This window comes from Streptosporangium sp. NPDC004631 (assembly GCF_053601935.1).
This window is the reverse complement of record NZ_JBSGCR010000006.1, coordinates 230,487-249,166: the sequence shown is the minus strand read 5'-3', so window position 1 is coordinate 249,166 and position 18,680 is coordinate 230,487. Positions and strand designations below refer to the sequence as shown.

General features: G+C 71.2%; 15 protein-coding genes. 5 read left to right on the top strand and 10 right to left on the bottom strand.

Features of this window, described 5'->3' with window-relative positions; translation table 11 throughout:
- Positions 1-13: 13 nt before the first annotated feature.
- The 3 genes from ACWEF2_RS08945 (at position 14) to ACWEF2_RS08935 (ending at position 3,000) form a co-directional block, all read left to right on the top strand.
- Positions 14-505 carry an SSI family serine proteinase inhibitor gene (locus tag ACWEF2_RS08945; RefSeq protein WP_355595130.1) on the top strand — a complete coding sequence of 164 codons (492 nt, stop codon included), beginning with the start codon at positions 14-16 and terminating at the stop codon, positions 503-505.
- 548 nt (positions 506-1,053) lie between these two features.
- Positions 1,054-1,938 carry a hypothetical protein gene (locus ACWEF2_RS08940; RefSeq protein WP_453813315.1) on the top strand — a complete coding sequence of 295 codons (885 nt, stop codon included), beginning with the start codon at positions 1,054-1,056 and terminating at the stop codon, positions 1,936-1,938.
- A gap of 99 nt (positions 1,939-2,037) precedes the next feature.
- Positions 2,038-3,000 carry a zinc-binding dehydrogenase gene (locus ACWEF2_RS08935; RefSeq protein WP_453813313.1) on the top strand — a complete coding sequence of 321 codons (963 nt, stop codon included), beginning with the start codon at positions 2,038-2,040 and terminating at the stop codon, positions 2,998-3,000.
- An 18-nt stretch (positions 3,001-3,018) separates the two neighbouring features.
- On the opposite strand, the gene ACWEF2_RS08930 is transcribed toward ACWEF2_RS08935, so the two are convergent.
- The 5 genes from ACWEF2_RS08930 to ACWEF2_RS08910 form a co-directional block, all read right to left on the bottom strand.
- Entirely contained in the window at positions 3,019-3,729 is a 711-nt protein-coding gene (locus ACWEF2_RS08930) for a helix-turn-helix transcriptional regulator (protein ID WP_453813311.1), read from the bottom strand.
- Positions 3,726-4,523 (bottom strand): DUF4097 family beta strand repeat-containing protein, encoded by a 798-nt coding sequence (locus ACWEF2_RS08925; protein ID WP_453813309.1) that lies wholly within the window; start codon positions 4,521-4,523, stop codon positions 3,726-3,728. The genes ACWEF2_RS08930 and ACWEF2_RS08925 overlap by 4 nt, the downstream gene beginning before the upstream one ends.
- A 71-nt stretch (positions 4,524-4,594) precedes the next feature.
- Positions 4,595-4,768 carry a DUF6104 family protein gene (locus ACWEF2_RS08920; protein ID WP_355595122.1) on the bottom strand — a complete coding sequence of 58 codons (174 nt, stop codon included), beginning with the start codon at positions 4,766-4,768 and terminating at the stop codon, positions 4,595-4,597.
- 85 nt (positions 4,769-4,853) lie between these two features.
- Positions 4,854-8,525, bottom strand: a complete 3,672-nt coding sequence (locus tag ACWEF2_RS08915; protein ID WP_453813308.1) for a multifunctional oxoglutarate decarboxylase/oxoglutarate dehydrogenase thiamine pyrophosphate-binding subunit/dihydrolipoyllysine-residue succinyltransferase subunit — start codon at positions 8,523-8,525, stop codon at positions 4,854-4,856.
- Between the two features lie 169 nt (positions 8,526-8,694).
- Entirely contained in the window at positions 8,695-9,360 is a 666-nt protein-coding gene (locus ACWEF2_RS08910) for a B3/B4 domain-containing protein (protein WP_453813306.1), read from the bottom strand.
- A gap of 197 nt (positions 9,361-9,557) precedes the next feature.
- Here ACWEF2_RS08910 and ACWEF2_RS08905 point away from each other — a divergent pair, with 197 nt between their 5' ends.
- Positions 9,558-10,064, top strand: coding sequence for a flavin reductase family protein (locus tag ACWEF2_RS08905; protein WP_453813304.1), 507 nt, complete (start codon positions 9,558-9,560; stop codon positions 10,062-10,064).
- Positions 10,065-10,078: 14 nt separating this feature from the next.
- On the opposite strand, the gene ACWEF2_RS08900 is transcribed toward ACWEF2_RS08905, so the two are convergent.
- The 4 genes from ACWEF2_RS08900 to ACWEF2_RS08885 form a co-directional block, all read right to left on the bottom strand.
- Entirely contained in the window at positions 10,079-11,137 is a 1,059-nt protein-coding gene (locus ACWEF2_RS08900; RefSeq protein ID WP_453813303.1) for an NAD(P)H-dependent amine dehydrogenase family protein, read from the bottom strand.
- 763 nt (positions 11,138-11,900) lie between these two features.
- A complete protein-coding gene (locus ACWEF2_RS08895; RefSeq protein ID WP_453813301.1) occupies positions 11,901-12,986 on the bottom strand; it encodes a Zn-dependent alcohol dehydrogenase in 1,086 nt (361 codons plus the stop codon).
- Between the two features lie 11 nt (positions 12,987-12,997).
- A complete protein-coding gene (locus tag ACWEF2_RS08890; protein ID WP_355595110.1) occupies positions 12,998-13,192 on the bottom strand; it encodes a ferredoxin in 195 nt (64 codons plus the stop codon).
- Positions 13,193-13,200: 8 nt separating this feature from the next.
- Entirely contained in the window at positions 13,201-13,665 is a 465-nt protein-coding gene (locus ACWEF2_RS08885) for a pyridoxamine 5'-phosphate oxidase family protein (protein WP_453813299.1), read from the bottom strand.
- A 77-nt stretch (positions 13,666-13,742) separates the two neighbouring features.
- On the opposite strand from ACWEF2_RS08885, the gene ACWEF2_RS08880 reads away from it, so the two are divergent.
- Positions 13,743-14,393, top strand: a complete 651-nt coding sequence (locus ACWEF2_RS08880; RefSeq protein WP_453813298.1) for a class I SAM-dependent methyltransferase — start codon at positions 13,743-13,745, stop codon at positions 14,391-14,393.
- Between the two features lie 81 nt (positions 14,394-14,474).
- On the opposite strand, the gene ACWEF2_RS08875 is transcribed toward ACWEF2_RS08880, so the two are convergent.
- Entirely contained in the window at positions 14,475-18,662 is a 4,188-nt protein-coding gene (locus ACWEF2_RS08875) for an SDR family NAD(P)-dependent oxidoreductase (protein WP_453813296.1), read from the bottom strand.
- Between the last annotated feature and the right edge of the window lie 18 nt (positions 18,663-18,680).

Below are 18,680 nucleotides of genomic sequence, written 5' to 3'. Positions count from 1 at the left end.
CTCGGGGGATTGCATGCGACGTCTCTTCTGCCTGGCTGCTGCCGGGCTTCTGTTCCTCTCAGGTACGGCCGCCGCCGCCTCACAGCCGCCGCCTCGGGACCCTGATCTGCCCGGGAGGAACCCGGCCTCGCCGTGGCATCCCTTCCCCGGAAAGCCCCTTCAGGTCAAGCCGGCCCAGGTCAAGCCGTCGGGGCGGTTGAAGGCGCTCGTGCTGAGCTTCGCGTACGGGGAGAGGCCGGTGCCCGTCGCCCGGCACGCCCTGCTCAGTTGCGATCCGCCGCGTGGCACACACCCGGACCCGTACGGGGCGTGTGAGGCGCTGATCCCCGTCAGGGGGAACCCCGCCGAGCTCACGCCGCTGCCGGATGTGATCTGCACGATGCAGTATGACCCGGTCACCGTGACCGCGACCGGTGTCTGGGACGGCCGGTTCATCCGGTTCCAGCAGACCTACGGCAACGCCTGTTCGCTGTACGCCGCGACCGGGGTGGTTTTCTCCTTCTAGTCGCGCCGAAAAACGGCGATTTCGGCCTCTTTTGGAGGGGCCGAGACGGGTGTGTGCAGGGGGACCGTTCCATCGGGGCGGTCCCCCTGTCCTGTCGCGGTCCTGTCGCGCCGGCCGTCCGGGCGGACGGTGGGCCGGGCGGCCGGTTGGTCATCGGGTGAATCATCCGCCCGGCGGGCGATCGAGGCGAACGGCCGGGGGCGGCCCCTCACGGCGCGGCCCCATCGGGCGAACAGCTGCTTTCCGTGATGTGCCGGATAAGTGTTTCCGCAGATCAGAGCAGGTCGGCAACCGGTGTCGCGGCACCTGGAGGCACATCGAGGACCTCAACCCGCCGTCCTCCGTGCCTGGGGCCGGGGTTTCTGGAACGGGACAGAGGCCCCGGCCGCGGTAGGTGCCGTCCGACCCTTGCCCTCTCCGCCGCGCTAGCGAATGTCGCAAAGTGGTGACATGTCGGATCTCATCTGTGACGCGCTTGGTATAGGTGCCGGGGGGAACCCGCTCGAAAATGGGTGAAAGCCGTACTTTCCCGTGAGGCAGCCCGAGACATGGCCGATGATCCGAACGACGTCATCGAGGTGCAGCCGCCCAGAGGACCCCGGCGCTGGATCGGGATCGCGGTGCTGGCCGCGCTCGTGGCCGTGCCGGTGGTCAGTCTGCTGAGCGGCCGGGAGCCCGGCGCGCCACCGGCGCCCATGCCCGGCGCCCTGTCTGCGACGGCCGCCGCGGGCACACCCGCCAACGCGCTCCACCCCGAGCCGAGGCGGAGGAGGGGCAGGGAGATCCTGGACGTCGTCTTCCCCGACGGCTCGAAGGCCGAGATCACCTACCCCGCCGAGCTGGCCCTGGCCAAGCTGGGGGTACGGCCGGCGCGGGGTGGACGGCTGGAGGGGTACCCCGGCCTGTTCCGCCTGCTCACCGCGCCGCCGGGCGGGCTCGCCGAGGTCGCCCGGAGCGGACCGATGATCCGGAGGCTGGCGGCCCGCAGCACGCTCTGGCAGCCCATGACCCCCGCCGAGGGGCAGGTACTGCTGTTCGACTTCGCCTCCTGGCACCTCGCGCTGCGCGACCTCAAGGACGGCATGACCTTCGAACAGCGGCTCCTGTGGGCCGAGAGGCTGCGCGGCAGGGTCACCCGGGACGGATATCTCGTGCTGGACGCCGGGGCGCCGGTACGGCTGGCGGGCGCGGGGCGGGTGTTCCGGGGTGAGCTGATGGGACCGCAGCTGTGGTTCGGCGCGGCCCCGGGGACGTTGCTGGTGCTGGCGCCGGCGCCGCACTGCGACGTCCGGGTGATCCAGGTGCCGGTGATCCAGCAGGATCAGCGCTTCTCCGCCGAGACCTGCCGGGACGGGGTGTACGTCGCCGCCTCGGGAGAGCGGTCACGGGTCGAACGGATGATCTCCGACATCAGAGTCCGGCTGGGAGCTTAGGACACTCCCGGCCGGGTGAGGGAGGAGGAGTGGAGGACACCCCCCGTCAGGCGAGGGGCGAACCGCCTCGGAGTGGGGCCGGGGGCGTAGGGTGCGGCCATGTTCGCCGTAACCGCCACGCAGATCGATCCCGACAACCCTCTCACCGGGCTCACGCTCGGTGAACGCCCGGAACCGGAGGTTCCCGACGGCTGGACCACCGTCACGGTGCGGGCCACCGCGCTCAACCACCACGACCTGTGGACGCTCAAGGGGGTGGGCATCCGCGAGGACAGGCTGCCGATCGTGCTCGGCTGCGACGCCGCCGGGCTCGACGAGGACGGCAACGAGGTCATCGTGCACTCGGTGCTCGGCGGCGGTGCCGACGAGACGCTCGACCCGAGACGGTCCCTGCTGTCGGAGGTGTACGACGGCACCTTCGCGGAGCGGGTGGTCGTGCCCCGGCGGAACCTGGTGCCCAAGCCCGCCGCGCTCAGCTTCGAGGAGGCGGCCTGTCTGCCGACCGCCTGGCTGACCGCCTACCGGATGCTGTTCGACCGGGCGGGGCTGGAGCCGGGCTCGACCGTGCTGGTCCAGGGGGCGGGCGGTGGCGTGGCCACCGCGCTCATCACCCTGGGGCGGGCGGGTGGCTACCGGGTCTGGGTGACCGGCCGGTCGGAGGAGAAGCGGGTACGGGCCCTCGCCCTGGGAGCCGACCAGGTCTTCGAGAGCGGAGCCCGGCTCCCCGAGCGGGTCGACGCGGTGATGGAGACCGTCGGCCAGGCCACCTGGGACCACTCGCTGAAGGCGCTGCGCCCCGGGGGCCGGATCGTGGTCTCCGGTGCGACCAGCGGCGCCGTACCGCCCGCCGACCTGAACCGGGTCTTCTTCCTGCAACTGTCGGTGGTGGGCTCGACCATGGGCACCCGTGACCAGCTTGCCAGGCTGGCCCGATTCCTGGAGCAGACCGGAGCCCGCCCCGTGATCGACCGGGTGCTCCCGCTGACCGAGGCCCGTGAGGGGTTCGCGGCCCTGCACGGGGGCGACGTGTTCGGGAAGGTCGTCTTCACCCTGACGCCCTGACGCCCTTCGGAGGGCGGGTCAGCGGAGCGCGTCCCGGATGCGGCGGGTCGCGTCGTAGAGCGCGTCCTGCGCGGTGGCCAGTGTCTCCTCGGTCACCTGCCGGCCCGCCGCCTCCTCACGGACCTCCTCGACGAACTCGGCCAGCATCTGCCCGAGCCGGGCGCCGCTGTCGGGCGAACCGTGGCCGGCGGAGCCGTCGGCCCAGACGCGCTTCCAGTCGTGCTTCCACTCCTGGGTCTGCCGCTGCCACTCCGCTTTCTGGCGTTGCCACTCGGCCCGCTGCTCGCGCCAGGTCTCACGCTGTTCCTGCTTGGCCTGCCGCTGTTCCTGTTTGGCGCCCTGGCGCACGTCGCGCGCCATCTGGGTCAGCTCCTCGCGCAACGACTTGACCGTGTCGCGCACATCCTCCTTGACCTCGCGGGCGATGTCGCGGACGGAGTCGGAGATCTCCTGTTCCAGGTCGGCGAGTTCGTCGACCCGGGCGTTCAGCTCCTCGCGGCCCTGGTCGGTGAGGGTGAAGACCTTCTTGCCGTCCACCACCTCGTGGGTGACCAGGCCCTCCTCCTCCAGCCGGGCCAGGCGGGGGTAGATCGTGCCGGGCGAGGGCGAGTAGACGCCCAGGAACCGGTCCTGAAGCAGCCGGATCACCTCGTAACCGTGGCGGGGGCTCTCCTGGAGCAGCTTCAGGAGGTAGAGCCGGAGCCGTCCGTGGCCGAAGACCGGGCTCATGCCCGCTCTCCCTTCAACAGGGTGACGTCCGCCGAGACGGTGGTCGCCGACAGTGAGGCCATGCCGCCGCCGATCCGGCCCGTCAGCGTCCTCACGCCGGTCTGGCTCGTGTGGTTCAGCTCGCTGAAGGCGGTGTCGATCCTGCCGGAGGTGGAGCGGATGGTGACATCGGTCTCGACGGTGCGCGGCAGCCGGAGGACGATCTCACCGGAGACGCTGTTCATCGTCACGTGGCCGGTCGGTGGGAGCTCCAGGTCGGCGGTGATCCGGCCCGAGACGGTGGTGGCGCGCAGCCGGCGGGGCGTTCCCTGGGCCACGGTCAGCTCACCCGAGATGCTCTTGAAGGACAGGTCGCCGACCAGGCCCCGGCTCTCCACGTCGCCGGAGACGGTGTCGGCGTGGATCTCGCCGCCGACCCCGTCGAGCACGATCTCTCCGGAGACGCTCTTGACCGAGGTGCGGCCCTCGAAGCCGGCCACGACGGCCGAGGCCGAGACCACGCCCGCGTTGACGGGGCACTCCTTCGGCACGGTCAGCGTCAATGTGATCTCCCTGCGGCCGGGGCGCAGCCAGCCGAGCAGCCCCTCCCACGTCAGGTCCTTGTAGGCGACGGTGAGTGTGCCGTCATCGTCGTGGGTGACGATCAGCGGAGGGTTGCCGACGTCGGCGACCTCAAGGGTGGACGGGCCATCGCTGGCCAGCACCGCGAGCCTGCCCGCCACGATCCGCACGTTGAGCTTCCGCACCGTGTCGAAGGTGAGCTGCTGCGGTTTCTCGATGGTCCATTGCCGCATGTTCGTGACCTCCTTCTCCACAACACGATATGTCGCGTTGCCTGTGAAGGTCAAGATATATCGCGTTTTGCTTATTCGTCCTCGTCCAGCCGGGCCAGCCAGGTGGCCAGCCGTTCCACCGGGGTCTCGAAGTCGGGGTTCAGGTCGACGAACTCACGGAGCCGCTCGGCCAGCCAGAGGATGTTGACCTCCTCCTGGCCCCGGCGCTCGACGAGCTCCTCGATGCCCCGATCGGTGAAGTACATCGTTCTCCTCGTGTGTGAAAGGCCCGGGATAAAAAGGAAGTCCCCCACAGAGGCTTTCCGCGGGGGACTTCCGGAGTGATGACGCCTATCGGCCGAAGACCTCGTCCAGCATCTGCTGCAACTCCACCTCGTGTGCGGCGTGCGAGCCCGTCGCGGGGGAGGAGTTCGCCTTGCGGGAGACCCGCTTGATCGGACGTCCGCCGAACGCGTCGGGCTTCTCGGCCAGCTTCAGCGCGATGAACGGCCACGGCCCCATGTTGACCGGCTCGTCCTGCGCCCAGACCAGCTCCACGTCGCCGGCGTAGCGCGCCAGCTCGGCCGCGAGCGGGTTCGCCGGGAACGGGTAGAGCCGCTCCAGGCGGACGACCGCCACGTCGGTCCGGCCCTGCTTGTCGCGGGCGGCGGCCAGATCGTAGTAGATCTTGCCGGAGCAGAGCACGACCTTGCGGACCTCCGCCGGGTTCACCGTGGTGTCGCCGAGCACCGGACGGAACGACCCCGAGGTGAACTCGCCGACCGCGGAGGTGGCCGCCTTGTGCCGCAGCAGCGACTTGGGCGTGAACACCACCAGCGGCCGGTGCCGGTTCGACTTCGTCTGCCAGCGCAGCAGGTGGAAGTAGTTCGCCGGCAGCGTGGGCTGGGCCACGGTCATGTTGTCCTGAGCGCACATCTGCAGGAACCGCTCGATGCGGGCCGAGGAGTGGTCAGGGCCCTGACCCTCGTAGCCGTGCGGCAGCAGCAGGGTGACGCCGGAGCGCTGGCCCCACTTCTGCTCACCCGCGGTGATGTACTCGTCGATGATGGACTGGGCGCCGTTGACGAAGTCGCCGAACTGCGCCTCCCACGCGACCAGGGCCTCGGGACGCTCCACGCTGTAGCCGTACTCGAAGCCGAGCGCGGCGTACTCGCTGAGCAGCGAGTCGTAGACGTAGAACTTCGTGGTGCCCTCGTTGAACGCCTTCAGCGGGGTGTGCTCCTCGCCGGTGACGCGGTCGACGAGTACGGCGTGCCGCTGGACGAACGTGCCCCGCCGGGAGTCCTGGCCGACCAGGCGGACGGGGTGCCCGTCGATCAGCAGCGAGCCGAAGGCCAGGGTCTCGCCCATGCTCCAGTCGATGGTGTCCGTGGCCACCATCTGGCCGCGGCGCTGGAGCACCGGCAGCAGACGCGGGTGGACGGTGAAGCCCTCCGGCAGGTTGAGCTGGGTCTCCACGATCCGCTTGACGGTCTCCTCGGAGACACCCGTCGGGGTGTCCTCGTGCGACCAGGGGATGGCCTCCATGTCGACCGGCCGGGAGAGCTCGCCGGTCGCCTTGGTGGCCACGCGGGTCTCGGCGAAGGCGTTCTCCAGCTTGCGCTGGTAGTCGCGGAGCGCGCCCTCGGCCTCCTCCACCGTGATGTCGCCCCGGCCGATCAGCGCCTCGGTGTAGAGCTTGCGGGTGGACCGCTTGGCGTCGATCAGGTCGTACATCAGCGGCTGGGTGAAGCTCGGGTTGTCGCTCTCGTTGTGACCTCGGCGCCGGTAGCAGATGAGGTCGATCACGACGTCCTTGCGGAACGCCTGGCGGTACTCGAACGCCAGCCGCCCGACCCGGACCACGGCCTCGGGGTCGTCCCCGTTGACGTGGAAGATCGGGGCCTGGATCATCCGGGCCACGTCGGTGGCGTACACACTGGAGCGGGAGCTCGCCGGGCTCGTCGTGAAGCCGACCTGGTTGTTGACCACGATGTGCACGGTGCCGCCGGTGCGGTAGCCGCGCAGCTGCGACAGGTTCAGCGTCTCGGCCACCACGCCCTGGCCCGCGAAGGCCGCGTCGCCGTGGACGAGCACGGGCAGGACGGTGAAGCCCTCCTCGCCGCGCTCCAGCAGGTCCTGCTTGGCGCGGACCACGCCCTCAAGGACGGGGTCGACCGTCTCCAGGTGGGAGGGGTTGGCCACGACCGAGGTCCTGAGCTTGGAGTTGTTCGCCGAGATGAAGTCACCGCTGGCGCCCAGGTGGTACTTCACGTCGCCGGAGCCGTGGGCGCTGCGCGGGTCGATGTTGCCCTCGAACTCGCCGAAGATCTGGCCGTAGGACTTGCCCACGATGTTGGCCAGCACGTTCAGCCGGCCGCGGTGGGCCATGCCGATGACCGCCTCGTCGAGGTCGTCCTCCGCGGCGGCGCAGAGCACCGAGTCGAGCAGCGGTATCAACGACTCGCCGCCCTCCAGCGAGAAACGCTTCTGGCCGACGAACTTCGTCTGCAGGAACGTCTCGAACGCCTCGGAGGTGTTGAGCCGCTCCAGGATGCGCAGCTGCTCCTCGCGGTCGGGCTTGGCGTGCGGCCGCTCGACCCGGGCCTGGATCCAGGCCCGCTCCTCGGGGTTCTGCATGTGCATGTACTCCACGCCGATGGTGCGGCAGTAGGAGTCGCGCAGCACACCGAGGATGTCGCGCAGCTTCATCAGGGGACGGCCGCCGAAGCCGCCGGTGGCGAACTCGCGCTCCAGGTCCCACAGGGTCAGCCCGTGGGACTTGATGTCGAGGTCGGGGTGCCTGCGCTGCCGGTACTCCAGCGGGTCGGTGTCGGCCATCAGGTGGCCGCGGACCCGGAAGGCGTGGATCAGCTCTATGACCCTGGCCGACTTCGCCACGTCGTCATCGTGGGTCGCCGAGATGTCCTGGACCCAGCGGACCGGCTCGTACGGGATCCGGAGCGCCTCGAAGATCTCGTCGTAGAAGCCGTTCTCGCCGAGGAGCAGCCGGTGGATCTGCCGGAGGAAGTCGCCCGACTGGGCGCCCTGGATGATCCGGTGGTCATACGTGCTGGTGAGCGTCATGACCTTGCTGACCGCGAGGCGGGAGAGCGTCTCGGGGGAGGCGCCCTGGTACTCCGCGGGGTACTCCATCGCGCCGACGCCGATGATCGTGCCCTGCCCCGGCATCAGGCGCGGCACCGAGTGGACGGTGCCGATGGTGCCCGGGTTGGTCAGCGAGATCGTCGTGCCCACGAAGTCGTCCACGCTCAGCTTGCCGGACCTGGCCTTGCGCACGACCTCCTCGTACGCGATCCAGAACTGGCGGAAGTCCATGGACTCCGACGCCTTGATCGACGGCACCAGGAGCTGCCGGGTGCCGTCGCTCTTGGCGATGTCGATGGCCAGGCCGAGGTTGACGTGCTCCGGCTTGACCAGCGCCGGCTTGCCGTCGACCTCGGCGTAGGAGTGGTTCATCTCGGGCATCGCCCGGAGAGCCTTGATGACCGCGTAGCCGATCAGGTGGGTGAAGGACACCTTGCCGCCGCGTCCTCGCGACAGGTGGTTGTTGACGACGATGCGGTTGTCGATGAGGAGCTTCGCCGGCACGGCGCGCACGCTCGTCGCCGTCGGAACGTGGAGGCTGGCCTCCATGTTGGCCACCGTCCGGGCGGCCGCGCCACGGAGTCGGACTTCCTCGGCACCGGGGGCGGGCAACTGCGTCTCCTGCTTGGGTCGGTCCGCCGGAGTGGCCTTGGGCTTCGGCGTTGGGGTTGCCGGTTTGGCCGCCGGGGTCACCGGAGCCGCAGCGGAGGTTGGATTGGTGGGCGCGGCGGTGGCCGCACCCGGGGGCGCGGCTCGACCGGCCCCGGAATCAGGGCTGTAATCAGCGAAGAAGTTCCACCAGGCGCGGTCCACGGACTCGGGATCCTGGAGGTACTTCTGATACAGCTCGTCGACAAGCCATTCGTTTTGACCGAAGGCTGCCAGCGGGTTTGTCCGCGACGACTCAGACGACACGGCGGAAATCGCCCTCTTCCGCAGATCGGCGTTGATGATAGAGAACCTGTCCAAGGCTACTCGCCCGGACCCGGACCTGCGCCAGTCCGGCGCCGACTCCTCTACTGATCCTGTCAGAACAGTTCAAAGCAGTCACTTCCGGGGGTCCATCCGGGTGGTGCGGGTCTGGTCATTCATGTGCGATCAGCCTGGACTCGACCCGGACTCCGGGGGTGACGTCCCCGAGCAGCGCGGCCAGCTCGTCGCCGGCCGCGCGCAACTCGGCCGGTGACAGGGGGGCGAGCCGCTCCAGCAGGAACAGCGCGTCGGTGGTCTCCTCGGTGATCCGGGTCCGCGCGCACTGCCGCCAGTTCCAGCGCCGGCAGGTGACGCCCCTGTCGTCCCGCCAGACCACCTCGCCGATCTCCGGATGGTCGACGGCGGGCTCGCCTCTCTCGACGACCTCGAACGGCTCGTCCCCCTCGGCTCGGACCAGCCTCGCCGTCCCCTCGTAGCGGGACAGGTCCTCGCCGCCGATCGGCAGCCCGTGCCTGACACTGATCGAGTTGTAGGCGTCGACCACCAGGTTGATCTCCGGAAGCGGCATCCGCCGGACCAGCGCGTCCACCGAGGGACGGGTCCGCTGGGGTTTGGCGCCGAAGGCCCGGTACGCGGCCCGCCACGCCTCCACCCTGGGATCGTCGACGGTCACCGCCTCGGCGGCGGCCTCGGCCAGCCAGGCCCGGGACCTGTCGTCCGTGGGGCCGTTGCGCAGGCCGTACACGCCCATGACCAGCACCGCGAAGTCCGGTCTGAGCGCGCTGACCGCGGGGTCCACCCGGATGTCCTCAATCACGGATTTCAGTCTAGGCCGTGTACGGGTTCCGGGGACCGGTCACGGAGCCGGGCGGCTCGGGGCCGCGCCGGGCCGTGGCGCGCGGTCACGGCGGCAGCCCCGGCGAGAGATCGGGAAGAGAAGGCGTTATGAATGGGTTGCCGACCATAAGCGGGTTTTGCCGGGCAGGTCGGGTGAGAGAGGAGAAGTGAGGAGTCATGACCGAGACCCTGCCGGGCGGGGCGGTCGACGCCGAGCGCTTCCGCCAGGCGCTGGCCGTTCACGCGTCCGGAGTCGTGGTGATCACCGCGCAGTCGGCGGGGGTCCCGGTCGGCCTGACGGCCACCTCGTTCTCCTCGGTCAGCCTCGCGCCCCCGCTGGTCTCCTTCTACGTGGACCAGTCCTCGGCCACCTGGCAGTGGCTCAGGCGGGCCGAGCACTTCGCGGTGAACGTCCTGGCCGGCGACCAGGCCGAGCTGGCCTCCCGGTTCGCGCGCAAGGGCGTCGACCGGTTCGCCGCCCCCACCGAGTGGCGGCCCGGCCCCCTGGGCGTTCCACTCCTGGGCGGCGTCTCGGCCCAGCTGGTCTGCGTCCCCCACTCCACCGTGGACATAGGCGACCACGTCCTCGTCGTCGGCCTCGTCACCGAGACCAGCCACATCTCCGGCAGCCGCCCGCTCCTCTACCATCAGGGCCGTTTCGGCCGCTTCACCCCGCACGCCTGATCGGACGGGCGCCGTCAGGCGAGACGGACGGTGCCCCGGCCGGTGGCGAGGGGGAGGTCGAGCAGGGTGCGGATGCCCGGCGGGGCGGCGCAGACCGCGGACACCGCGTTGACGGCGTGGGCGGCGGCACCGGCCAGGCCGTGGGAGACCTCGTCGACGGTGAGGGTCATCTGGGGGAGGCCCTCGATGTGAATGGCGAAACCCGGGGCGGGCCAGCGGCTCACCTTGGTGGCGTCGGCCTTGTAGACGCACTCCACGGTCATGAAGGGACGCCCGCGGACCAGGCCGCTGAACGTCCAGCGGGACGCGCACACGGTGCCGACCTGGACCAGGCCCGCGGCGATCTCGAACTCCTCGGAGGCGAGTTCGAACTCGTCGCTCTCCTCGACCTCGTCGAGGGTCACGTCGAGGGTGCCCGCCACGAACTGGACGCTCTCGGTGAACAGCGAGCGCTGGAAGGCGCGGAACGGGCGCACGGTGGTGGTGTAGTCCTTGGCCGAGCGGGTGAAACCGAACAGGTCCACCACGATCTGCCGGGACGGGTGCCCCCGGAAGTCGGACGACTCACGGACGTAGATGTGGTCGATCCGGCTGGACAGCCCGGTCAGCGCGAGCGGGAGCATGTCGCTCATGAAACCGGGGTTGATGCCGGTGCCGTGCAGAGACGTGCCTCCGGCCCGGCAGGCGGCCTCCAGACGTTCCACGATGCCGGGCCCGTAGGACTGGGGATAGACGAACCCGGTCGTGGTGATGACGTTCTTGCCCGAGGCGAGCAGGGCGCAGATCGTCTCCACGTCGGTCGCGTGGTCCCCGCCGAAGTAGGACGCCGGCAGCGGCATGTGCAGCACGCAGTCGGCCTGTAGGGCGAGGATCCGCTCGACGTCGTCGGTGCACGTGACACCGGTCTCGGCCAACCCGATGAGGGGGCCCGCGTCCAGACCCACCTTGTCCGGGTCGTAGACGAGCACTCCGACGAGCTCGAACTCGGGCCGGGTGATCAGATTGCGCAGGGAGTACCGGCCAACGGCGCCCGTGGCCCATTGGACCACACGGAGGGGCGGCGGTGAGGGCATGCGGGGCCTCCAGCCCGGGTCTTGGGCGGGGTTGCGATAGGAGGAGTGTCGTCGTTGACCCTCGCCCGGTAAGGGCAAAAACTTTAGCAGAAATTCATACACTCGATCACTATCCGCGTTGAATTCGACATCCTGTCGCCACCCCTTCATGACTGGAAGGAAATGAACATTTATCGCCGATAGGCGATGAACCGGCTATTGTTTAAAACAGAACTATGTTCTCCTGGAGGGAGTGGACGTCGGAGTTGCGATTTGACGGCGGGGTGGCGGTCATCACCGGCGCCGGGCAAGGCCTCGGAGGGCGCTCAGGCGATCGTGCGGGCCGCGCACGCCTGAGAGCGTGCCCCGATCCGGATCGCGCATACCGGCAGGACACGATTTCGCCATTGACGGCGCGCGCCGTTTTTTGTCATGGCGCGCCGAGCGGCGGGCATAACGTGATGTTGGATGCGAATGGGATTGCCCTCCGGCCGGGAGAGGGGGCAAAGCTGGAGTCATCTCTCTCGGAGTCGAAGAGAGCGCCACGCCCACACTCGTCAGTACGGTCGGCCTCCGTGGGGAGCGGGCCGGGTCCTGGCGTCGCGTCGTGTCCGACGCCTTCGGCCCGCGGAAGCCGCGGGCCCGGCGACCCCGGTGACCGGGACAGCACCGGGACGGGAACCGGCGCCCTGTGGACTCGCGCCTACCCGGTGGGGGGTGGGCGCGCCGGTACGGCCCGCGTCTGTCGTTCGTGGCGGGGACGCGGGCCGTACCGGACTGACCGTCAGCCGAGAACGACGATCTGGCGCAGCACCTCGCCGCTCCGCAGCGCGGCCACCGCCTCATTCAGGTCGGAGAGCTTGACGCGGGCGCTGATCATGCTTTCCAGGTCGAGCCTGCCCGCCCTGTAGAGCTCGGCGAGGAACGGGAAGTCCCGGCGGACGTCCGCCTCGCCGTACAGCGAGCTGAGGATCCTCTTGCCCTCGAACAGCAGGTTGAAGGCGCTCAGCGGCACGATGTCGTCCATGGCGCCCGCGCCGACCACGATCACGTCGCCGCCTCGGCGGGTCGCCCGCCAGGCCGTCATGATGGCGGCGGACTTGCCGACGGCCTCGAAGCCGTAGTCGAATCCCTGGCCGCCGGTCAGCGTGCCGACGGCGTCCATGAGCTCGTCGGGGGTGACCGCGTGGGTGGCGCCGACCTTCCTGGCCAGCTCGTGCTTGGACTCCAGCGGATCGATCGCCAGGATCGTGGTCGCGCCGGAGATCCGGGCGCCCTGGATCACCGACAGGCCGATGCCGCCGCTGCCGACCACCGCCACGGTCGAGCCGGGCCTGACACGGGCGGTGTTGAGCGCCGCGCCGACGCCGGTGGTGATGCCGCAGCCGATCAGCGCCGCCGCCTCGAAGGGCACCTCGGGATCAACCTTGATCGCCCCCTGCCAGGGCACGACGATCTCCTCGCACCAGGTGCCGCACCCGGCCATGCCGAACGCCGGGGTGTCGCCGCCGTAGCGGAACCGGGCGTTGACGAAGCTGTCCATCATGTAGGTCATGCACAGGAACGGCTGGTTCACCAGGCAGTTCCGGCAGGTGCCGCAGGCCGGGGTCCAGTTGACGATGACGTGGTCACCGGGCTGGACCGAGGTCACGTGGCCGCCGACCTCGACGACCTCGCCCGCGCCCTCGTGGCCGGGGATGATCGGGAGCGGCATGGGCAGCACGCCGTCGATCACCGACAGGTCGGAGTGGCAGACGCCGGTCGCCCTTATCCTGACGCGGACGTCCGCGGGACCCACCGGGGTGAGGGTGAGATCGTCGCGGATGTCGAGCTTGTCGTCGCCGACGGCGTGCAGAAGCGCACCGCGCATGGGGGATCCTCCTAGCTCTCCTCAAGGGAGAGAGCGGCTTTGGGGCAGGACCGCACGGCGTGCCGGACGCGGTCCAGCATCTCCGGCGGCGGCTCGGGGAGCAGCACGTGCAACCGGTCGTCGTCGTCGAGCTCGAAGACCTCGGGGGCGAGCCCGGTGCAGACCGCGTTGGCCTCGCAGACCAGGTAGTCGACCTTGATTTTCATTGATCCTCCTAGGCGGGAGTCGTGAGCTTACGGTGATCCCAGGAGATCACTCGGGTGGGCTCCACCACGAAGGCGACCCGCTTGCGGCCGGTATAGGCGACATACTCTGCCAGGGGGCTCTCGGTGCCGGGCGCTCCGGCCATCCGCCGGGCCACGGTCATGCCGACGGCCAGGACGTCCTCGGGGACCTCGATCCGCCGGGCGACGCCGTACACCAGGACCCCGCGCAGTTCGGAGTACTCCTCTCCGGTCTCGACGAGGCAGCTCACCCGGGGGTCTCGCCGGATGTTGATCGCCTTCCGCGCCTTGCCGTAGGTCCAGAAGGACATCATTCCCGCTGTCAGCCCGTAGAACATGGGCACCAGATGCGGTGTCCCGTCCGGGTTGACCGTGCCGAGCTGGAGCTTCCGCGACCCCTCGACGAAGGTGATGATCTCGTCCTCGGACATCGCGATGCGGGCGCGCTGCTTCACGGTGCAAAGTAGAACACGTTCCACAAGGGGGGGCAAGGGCCGTCCGGAATGCTGTTCGGTCTGGGTAGTCTGCTTCGATGAGCACCGCGACCATGCCCGCCGATCTGCTGTACGCGGCCCGGCGCGCCAAGGGTTTCATGCCCCACGCCGAGGGGCTGGCCCTCTTCGAGACGGCCGTCGAGTACGGCCCGCTCGGGCCGATCTGCGAGATCGGCACCTACTGCGGGAAGTCCGCCGTCTACCTCGGCGCGGGGGCCAGGCAGGCCGGTTCCGTCGTCTTCACCGTGGACCACCACCGGGGCTCGGAGGAGATCCAGCCGGGGTGGGCCCACCACGACCCCACGCTGATGGATCCCCGTTTCGGCAAGATGGACTCGCTGCCCACCTTCCGCTGCACGATCGCCGCCGCCGGTCTCGAAGAGGAGGTCATCGCGATCGTCGGCAGGTCGGAGCGGGTCGCCGCCCTCTGGAACACCCCGCTGGCGATGCTCTTCATCGACGGAGGCCACGCGGAGGGCCCGGTGACCAAGGACTACGAGGGGTGGGTCCCACACGTCATCGAGGGCGGTGTGCTCGTCTTCCACGACGTCTACCCCGACCCCGCCACGGGAGAAGGTCAGGCGCCCTACCACGTCTACCGGCGGGCGCTCGCCTCCGGCGCGTTCAGGGAGGTCAGGAGCGAGGGGTCGGTGCGGGTGCTGGAACGGGTCGGCCCCGGCACGGGCTGACCGGCCCGCCGGTCGCTCACGGAGGGGCCGTGGGTTCTCATCGAGGGTTCGGGGGCCGCTCGCCGGGGGTCCGCGGGTCGCTCACGGAGGAGGGGCTGAGGATCGCTCACCGGGGGCCGGGGTCATGATCGACACCGCCACCGGTCCCGGTACGTCCCTGACCCGCACCACCGTCGAGGCGATCAGGTCGCCGCCTGCCCGCAGCAGCAGCCAGCCGCCCTCGTGCCCTCCCGCGAGGGTGAGCGGCACGGCGGCCGGACGACCCGCGCCGGACAGGCATCCGGCGGCCGTCCTGATCCGGGCGGCCACGGTCCGCTCGGGCTCCCCGCAGTACGGCAGCAGCGCGGCGAGCAGCGCGGCGCACGGCCCGGTGAGCGGTTCGGTGGGCGGCGCGGTGGGCGGCGCGGTGGGCGGCGTCTCCGGCATGAGTGTCTCCGGGAGAGGTGTCTCCGGCAGGGGCGTCGGCACCTCCCCCGCCTCGTCCACCCGCTCCCAGGCGCAGCACGCGGGCTCGTCCACCCCGAGCACCAGCTCACCCATGGGGCTGCGGAACGTCCCGCCGTCCATGGTCACCCGCAGCGCCGGGTCGAGGCCGGCGGCGACCGAGGCCCGCTGGAGGTAGACGGCCAGCAGGCTCGGCGGCCACGGGTCACGCCGGGGGAGCGGGCCGACGTCCTTCAGCCGCAGCCCGGTCCACGCGGCCACCAGCCGCCCGCGCACGTCGGTGGCGGTGACGTCCCAGACGTACTCGCCCCCGCCGTGGTGGCGCTCGGTGGCGTGCAGCCGCACGTCCCCCTGAGACGGCCGCACCACCAGCCGCTCGCCGCCGACCGGCAGCAGCCGCCGGTGCGGCACGCACGCCTGGAGGGCGTGGATCGTGGCGTCGCTCAGGCCCGGACTGCCCAGCACCGGCCTGCCGTCGAACCAGCCGTCCGGATCGTCGCCGTGCAGCTCGCCCCGGCACCCCCGCGCCTCGACGAGCGTGAGCTCCCGGACGCGCTGGAAACGCCCGGTCTGGAAGCAGAGCGCGCCGTACAGGTCCCCGGCGTCCAGGGGCTCGGCGCCGTCGCGGGTCAGTTCCGGTACGGCCAGCGTCTCGTCGGCCGGGTCCACCGGGAACACCGCCCTGAAGTGGTCGGCCTGGAACCCGGTCTCCTCGCCGCGCACCACCACCTCGACCGTCCGGGTGTGCCGGAGCGCGCACACCCGGATCGTGGTGCCGCCCTCGTCGGGCACGACCACCGGCCGGTCGAACGTCATCTCCACGGCCTCGTCGAGCGGGCGCCCCGCCAGCGCCCCGGCGGCCTGGGCCATCGCCTCCAGGGCCACCACGGCGGGCAGCACCGCCCGCCCGTCGATCCGGTGGTCGTCCAGGTAGGCGTCCGTCTTGAGCGACAGATCGCTGTCGGCGACCAGCTCCACCCCGGGGACGTGCACCCGCACCCCGTCGAGGAACCGCCCGCCACCCGGACACGGGGCTGCGGGGCCGGGCGGCCTGCCGTGCACGGTAACGCTGGGCGGCAGGCCCTCGGTCCTCAGCAGCCGCAGGAACAGCTCCACCTCCTCCCGGGGCTCGACGGCCGCCGCGCCCGGCGGGGTTCCGTCCCAGACCGGCCAGTCGACGTTCAGCCCGCCGATCCTCCGCACCCGCTCCCGCGTCAGCCCACCGGCCAGCGCGTGGCGGCTCTCGCCCGCCAGGCCGTACCGGCCGGCCACCGATCCGAACGTCACCACCCGGCCGGGGGCGGCCGCGGTGAGCAGGTTGTCGAGGCCGGTCAGTTCCGGCGCGACGTGGTGTTCGAAGTCCTCGTCGGTGAGGTCGGCGAACCGGCCCGGCCGGTTGACGCCCGCCACGTGGATCAGCATGGCGATCGGCCCCAGCGTGACCTCCACCTCTCGTACGGCCCGCGCCACCTGGGCGGCGTCGCCCACCTCGGCGGTCACGTAGACGTGCCGGATCCCCTTGGCGGCCGGTTCCGCCAGGTTGGCCGACGGCCACGTGTCGCGGTCCGGTGTGTCCCGCCCGAGCAGGGCCAGCGCGCAACCGCTCTCCTCGGCCAGCGCCACGGCGCAGGCGAACCCGATCCCCGTGCCGCCCCCGCTGACCAGCACCACGTCCGCCGTGCCGACCGGCAGCGGTCCCTCCTCCTCAAGGAGGAGCGCGGTCCTCGCGTCCGGCCGGCCGGGGCCGAAGTCGAGGTCGGGGTGCTCCAGGCGCAGCGTCGCCAGGAACCCGGTCAGGGCGTCGGAGCCGCAGACCACGGCCAGCCCCTCACGGTCCGCGACCGCCTCGCGGACCGCGGAGAGCAGTTCCCCGACCGCTCCCGGCCGTAGCGGGTCGTCGATCACGATCCGCCTGGTGGGCGTCTCCACACCATCCGCCGGTTGGGCGGTGGCGGCCTCCGGATCCTCCGTGAAGCACCGTACCCAGCGCGCCACCCCGGCCACCGGTTCGACGGCGTCTGCCCGGTCTCCCGCCGGGGTGCCGGTGCCGACGAGGGGACGACGGCCGATCCCGGGGTACGGCAAGCCGTTCGGAACGAGCGAACCCGCGGGGGACAGGCCCGGGACGGACGGGTTCGGTGGGTACGGGTTCGGTATGGGCGGGCAGGGGGCCGGGAGAAGGGCGCCGGGGATGAAGACGCGGTCGCGCCAGATGTCCATGGGCCTGGCCGGATGATCGTGGTACAGGGCGGCGAGGCCGGACATCACATCCGGCCCGAGGTGGATCCCCGGCAGCGTCTCCAGCGGGTCCAGCGGGTCCAGCGGGTCCAGCCGGTCCGGTCGCTCCAGCCGGTCCAGCGCGAGTCGCGCGCGTTCGGCGAGCCGTTCCGCCGACTCCGCCGCGATCGCCACCCGCACTCGCCCGGCGGGGGCGGTTCCCAGTGCGTGCGCGAGGTCGCACAGTTCCGCTTCCGACCAGCGCACCGCCTGGTCGGCGACCCGCTCCAGCACCGGCCGCAGGGCTCGCGCGCTTTCGGCGGAGAAGCCGAACACCAACGGCTCGTCCCGTGACGGCCGCTCGGTCACCGTCCCCGCGGGGGACGCGCTGTGCGGGGTCGTGGGGGACGAGGGCGGGGCGGTGAGGACGAGGTGGGCGTTGACGCCGCCGAAGCCCATGGCGCTCACCCCCGCGTGGCGGGGACCGTCAGGCCACGGTTCGGCGGAGGCCGGTACCCGGAGCGGGGTGCCGGGGGCGGTCAGCAGGGGGTGCGGGGATCCGCAGCCGGTGGTGGGCGGCAGGACGCCGTGCGCGACGCTCAGCGCGACCTTGATCACGCCCGCGATCCCGGCCGCCGCTCCGGTGTGCCCGATGTTGGCGCTGACGGAGCCCAGCGCGGCCTGCCGTACCGAACCTGACAGGAGGGCGGTGAGGGCGGCGAGTTCGGCGGTGTCACCGGCGGCGGTGCCGGTCCCGCTCCCCTCGAACAGGGCGACCCCGGCCGGGGGGATCCCGGCGCGGGCGTAGGCGCGGCGCAGGGCCAGCAGCAGGCCGTCGGACTCGGGACAGGCGGCACCGCCGGAGGACACCCCCCATCCGGAGATCTCGGCGTAGATCCGCATCCCGGCGGCGCGGGCGTCGGCGGCGCGTGCCAGCGCGACGACTCCGCAGCCCTCGCCCGGCCAGTGGCCGTCCGAGCGGGTGTCGTAGATCCACATCCGCTCCCCAGAGGGGGCGCCCGATCCGGCGGGGCCGGCCGGAGCGAAGGGGGCGAGGCTGAGGTCGACCCCTCCGGCCAGGGCGAAGTCCGCGCTCCCGTCCAGCAGCGAGTGACCGGCGGTGATCACCGCCAGCAGGGACGAGGCGCACGCGCCGTCCACCGCGTACCCGCCGCCGCGCAGACCGAAGTGGGCGCAGACGCCCCCGGCGATCGTGCCGGCCCCCGTACTTCCGATGATCACCGTGACCCGGTCCCGGTCGAGTCCCTCCCCCCGGGGGAATCCGGCGTCGGCCAGGGCGCGGGAGGCGGTGTCCAGCGCCAGCCGGTGGGCCGGGCCGGCGACGTGACGGTCCAGGCCCGGGAGTCCGAAGACGGCCCGGTCGGGCTCCCAGCCTTCGATCAGGCCCGCGCGGCCGCCGTGGACCCGGCCGGTGGCGGACCGGCCGGGAACGCCGGGAACCCCGGGGAGACGGTGGCCCGCCGGATCCAGCCGTTCGACCGGTACGCGGCGGAACGCCCGCCGCCGCCACAACACCGTCTCCCACAGCGCCCCGGGGCCGGGGGCGTCGGGATAGGCGCAGGCCAGTCCCACGATCGCGACGGACATTCGGCGCACCCCTCAGGT

What these genes read in the sequence shown, in the direction of transcription:
- ACWEF2_RS08945 (WP_355595130.1), top strand. Translation starts at nt 14, where the DNA reads ATGCGACGTCTCTTCTGCCTGGCTGCTGCCGGGCTTCTGTTCCTCTCA.
- ACWEF2_RS08940 (WP_453813315.1), top strand. Translation starts at nt 1,054, where the DNA reads ATGGCCGATGATCCGAACGACGTCATCGAGGTGCAGCCGCCCAGAGGA.
- ACWEF2_RS08935 (WP_453813313.1), top strand. Translation starts at nt 2,038, where the DNA reads ATGTTCGCCGTAACCGCCACGCAGATCGATCCCGACAACCCTCTCACC.
- ACWEF2_RS08930 (WP_453813311.1), bottom strand. Translation starts at nt 3,729, where the DNA reads ATGAGCCCGGTCTTCGGCCACGGACGGCTCCGGCTCTACCTCCTGAAG.
- ACWEF2_RS08925 (WP_453813309.1), bottom strand. Translation starts at nt 4,523, where the DNA reads ATGCGGCAATGGACCATCGAGAAACCGCAGCAGCTCACCTTCGACACG.
- ACWEF2_RS08920 (WP_355595122.1), bottom strand. Translation starts at nt 4,768, where the DNA reads ATGTACTTCACCGATCGGGGCATCGAGGAGCTCGTCGAGCGCCGGGGC.
- ACWEF2_RS08905 (WP_453813304.1), top strand. Translation starts at nt 9,558, where the DNA reads ATGACCGAGACCCTGCCGGGCGGGGCGGTCGACGCCGAGCGCTTCCGC.
- ACWEF2_RS08900 (WP_453813303.1), bottom strand. Translation starts at nt 11,137, where the DNA reads ATGCCCTCACCGCCGCCCCTCCGTGTGGTCCAATGGGCCACGGGCGCC.
- ACWEF2_RS08895 (WP_453813301.1), bottom strand. Translation starts at nt 12,986, where the DNA reads ATGCGCGGTGCGCTTCTGCACGCCGTCGGCGACGACAAGCTCGACATC.
- ACWEF2_RS08890 (WP_355595110.1), bottom strand. Translation starts at nt 13,192, where the DNA reads ATGAAAATCAAGGTCGACTACCTGGTCTGCGAGGCCAACGCGGTCTGC.
- ACWEF2_RS08880 (WP_453813298.1), top strand. Translation starts at nt 13,743, where the DNA reads ATGAGCACCGCGACCATGCCCGCCGATCTGCTGTACGCGGCCCGGCGC.
- ACWEF2_RS08875 (WP_453813296.1), bottom strand. Translation starts at nt 18,662, where the DNA reads ATGTCCGTCGCGATCGTGGGACTGGCCTGCGCCTATCCCGACGCCCCC.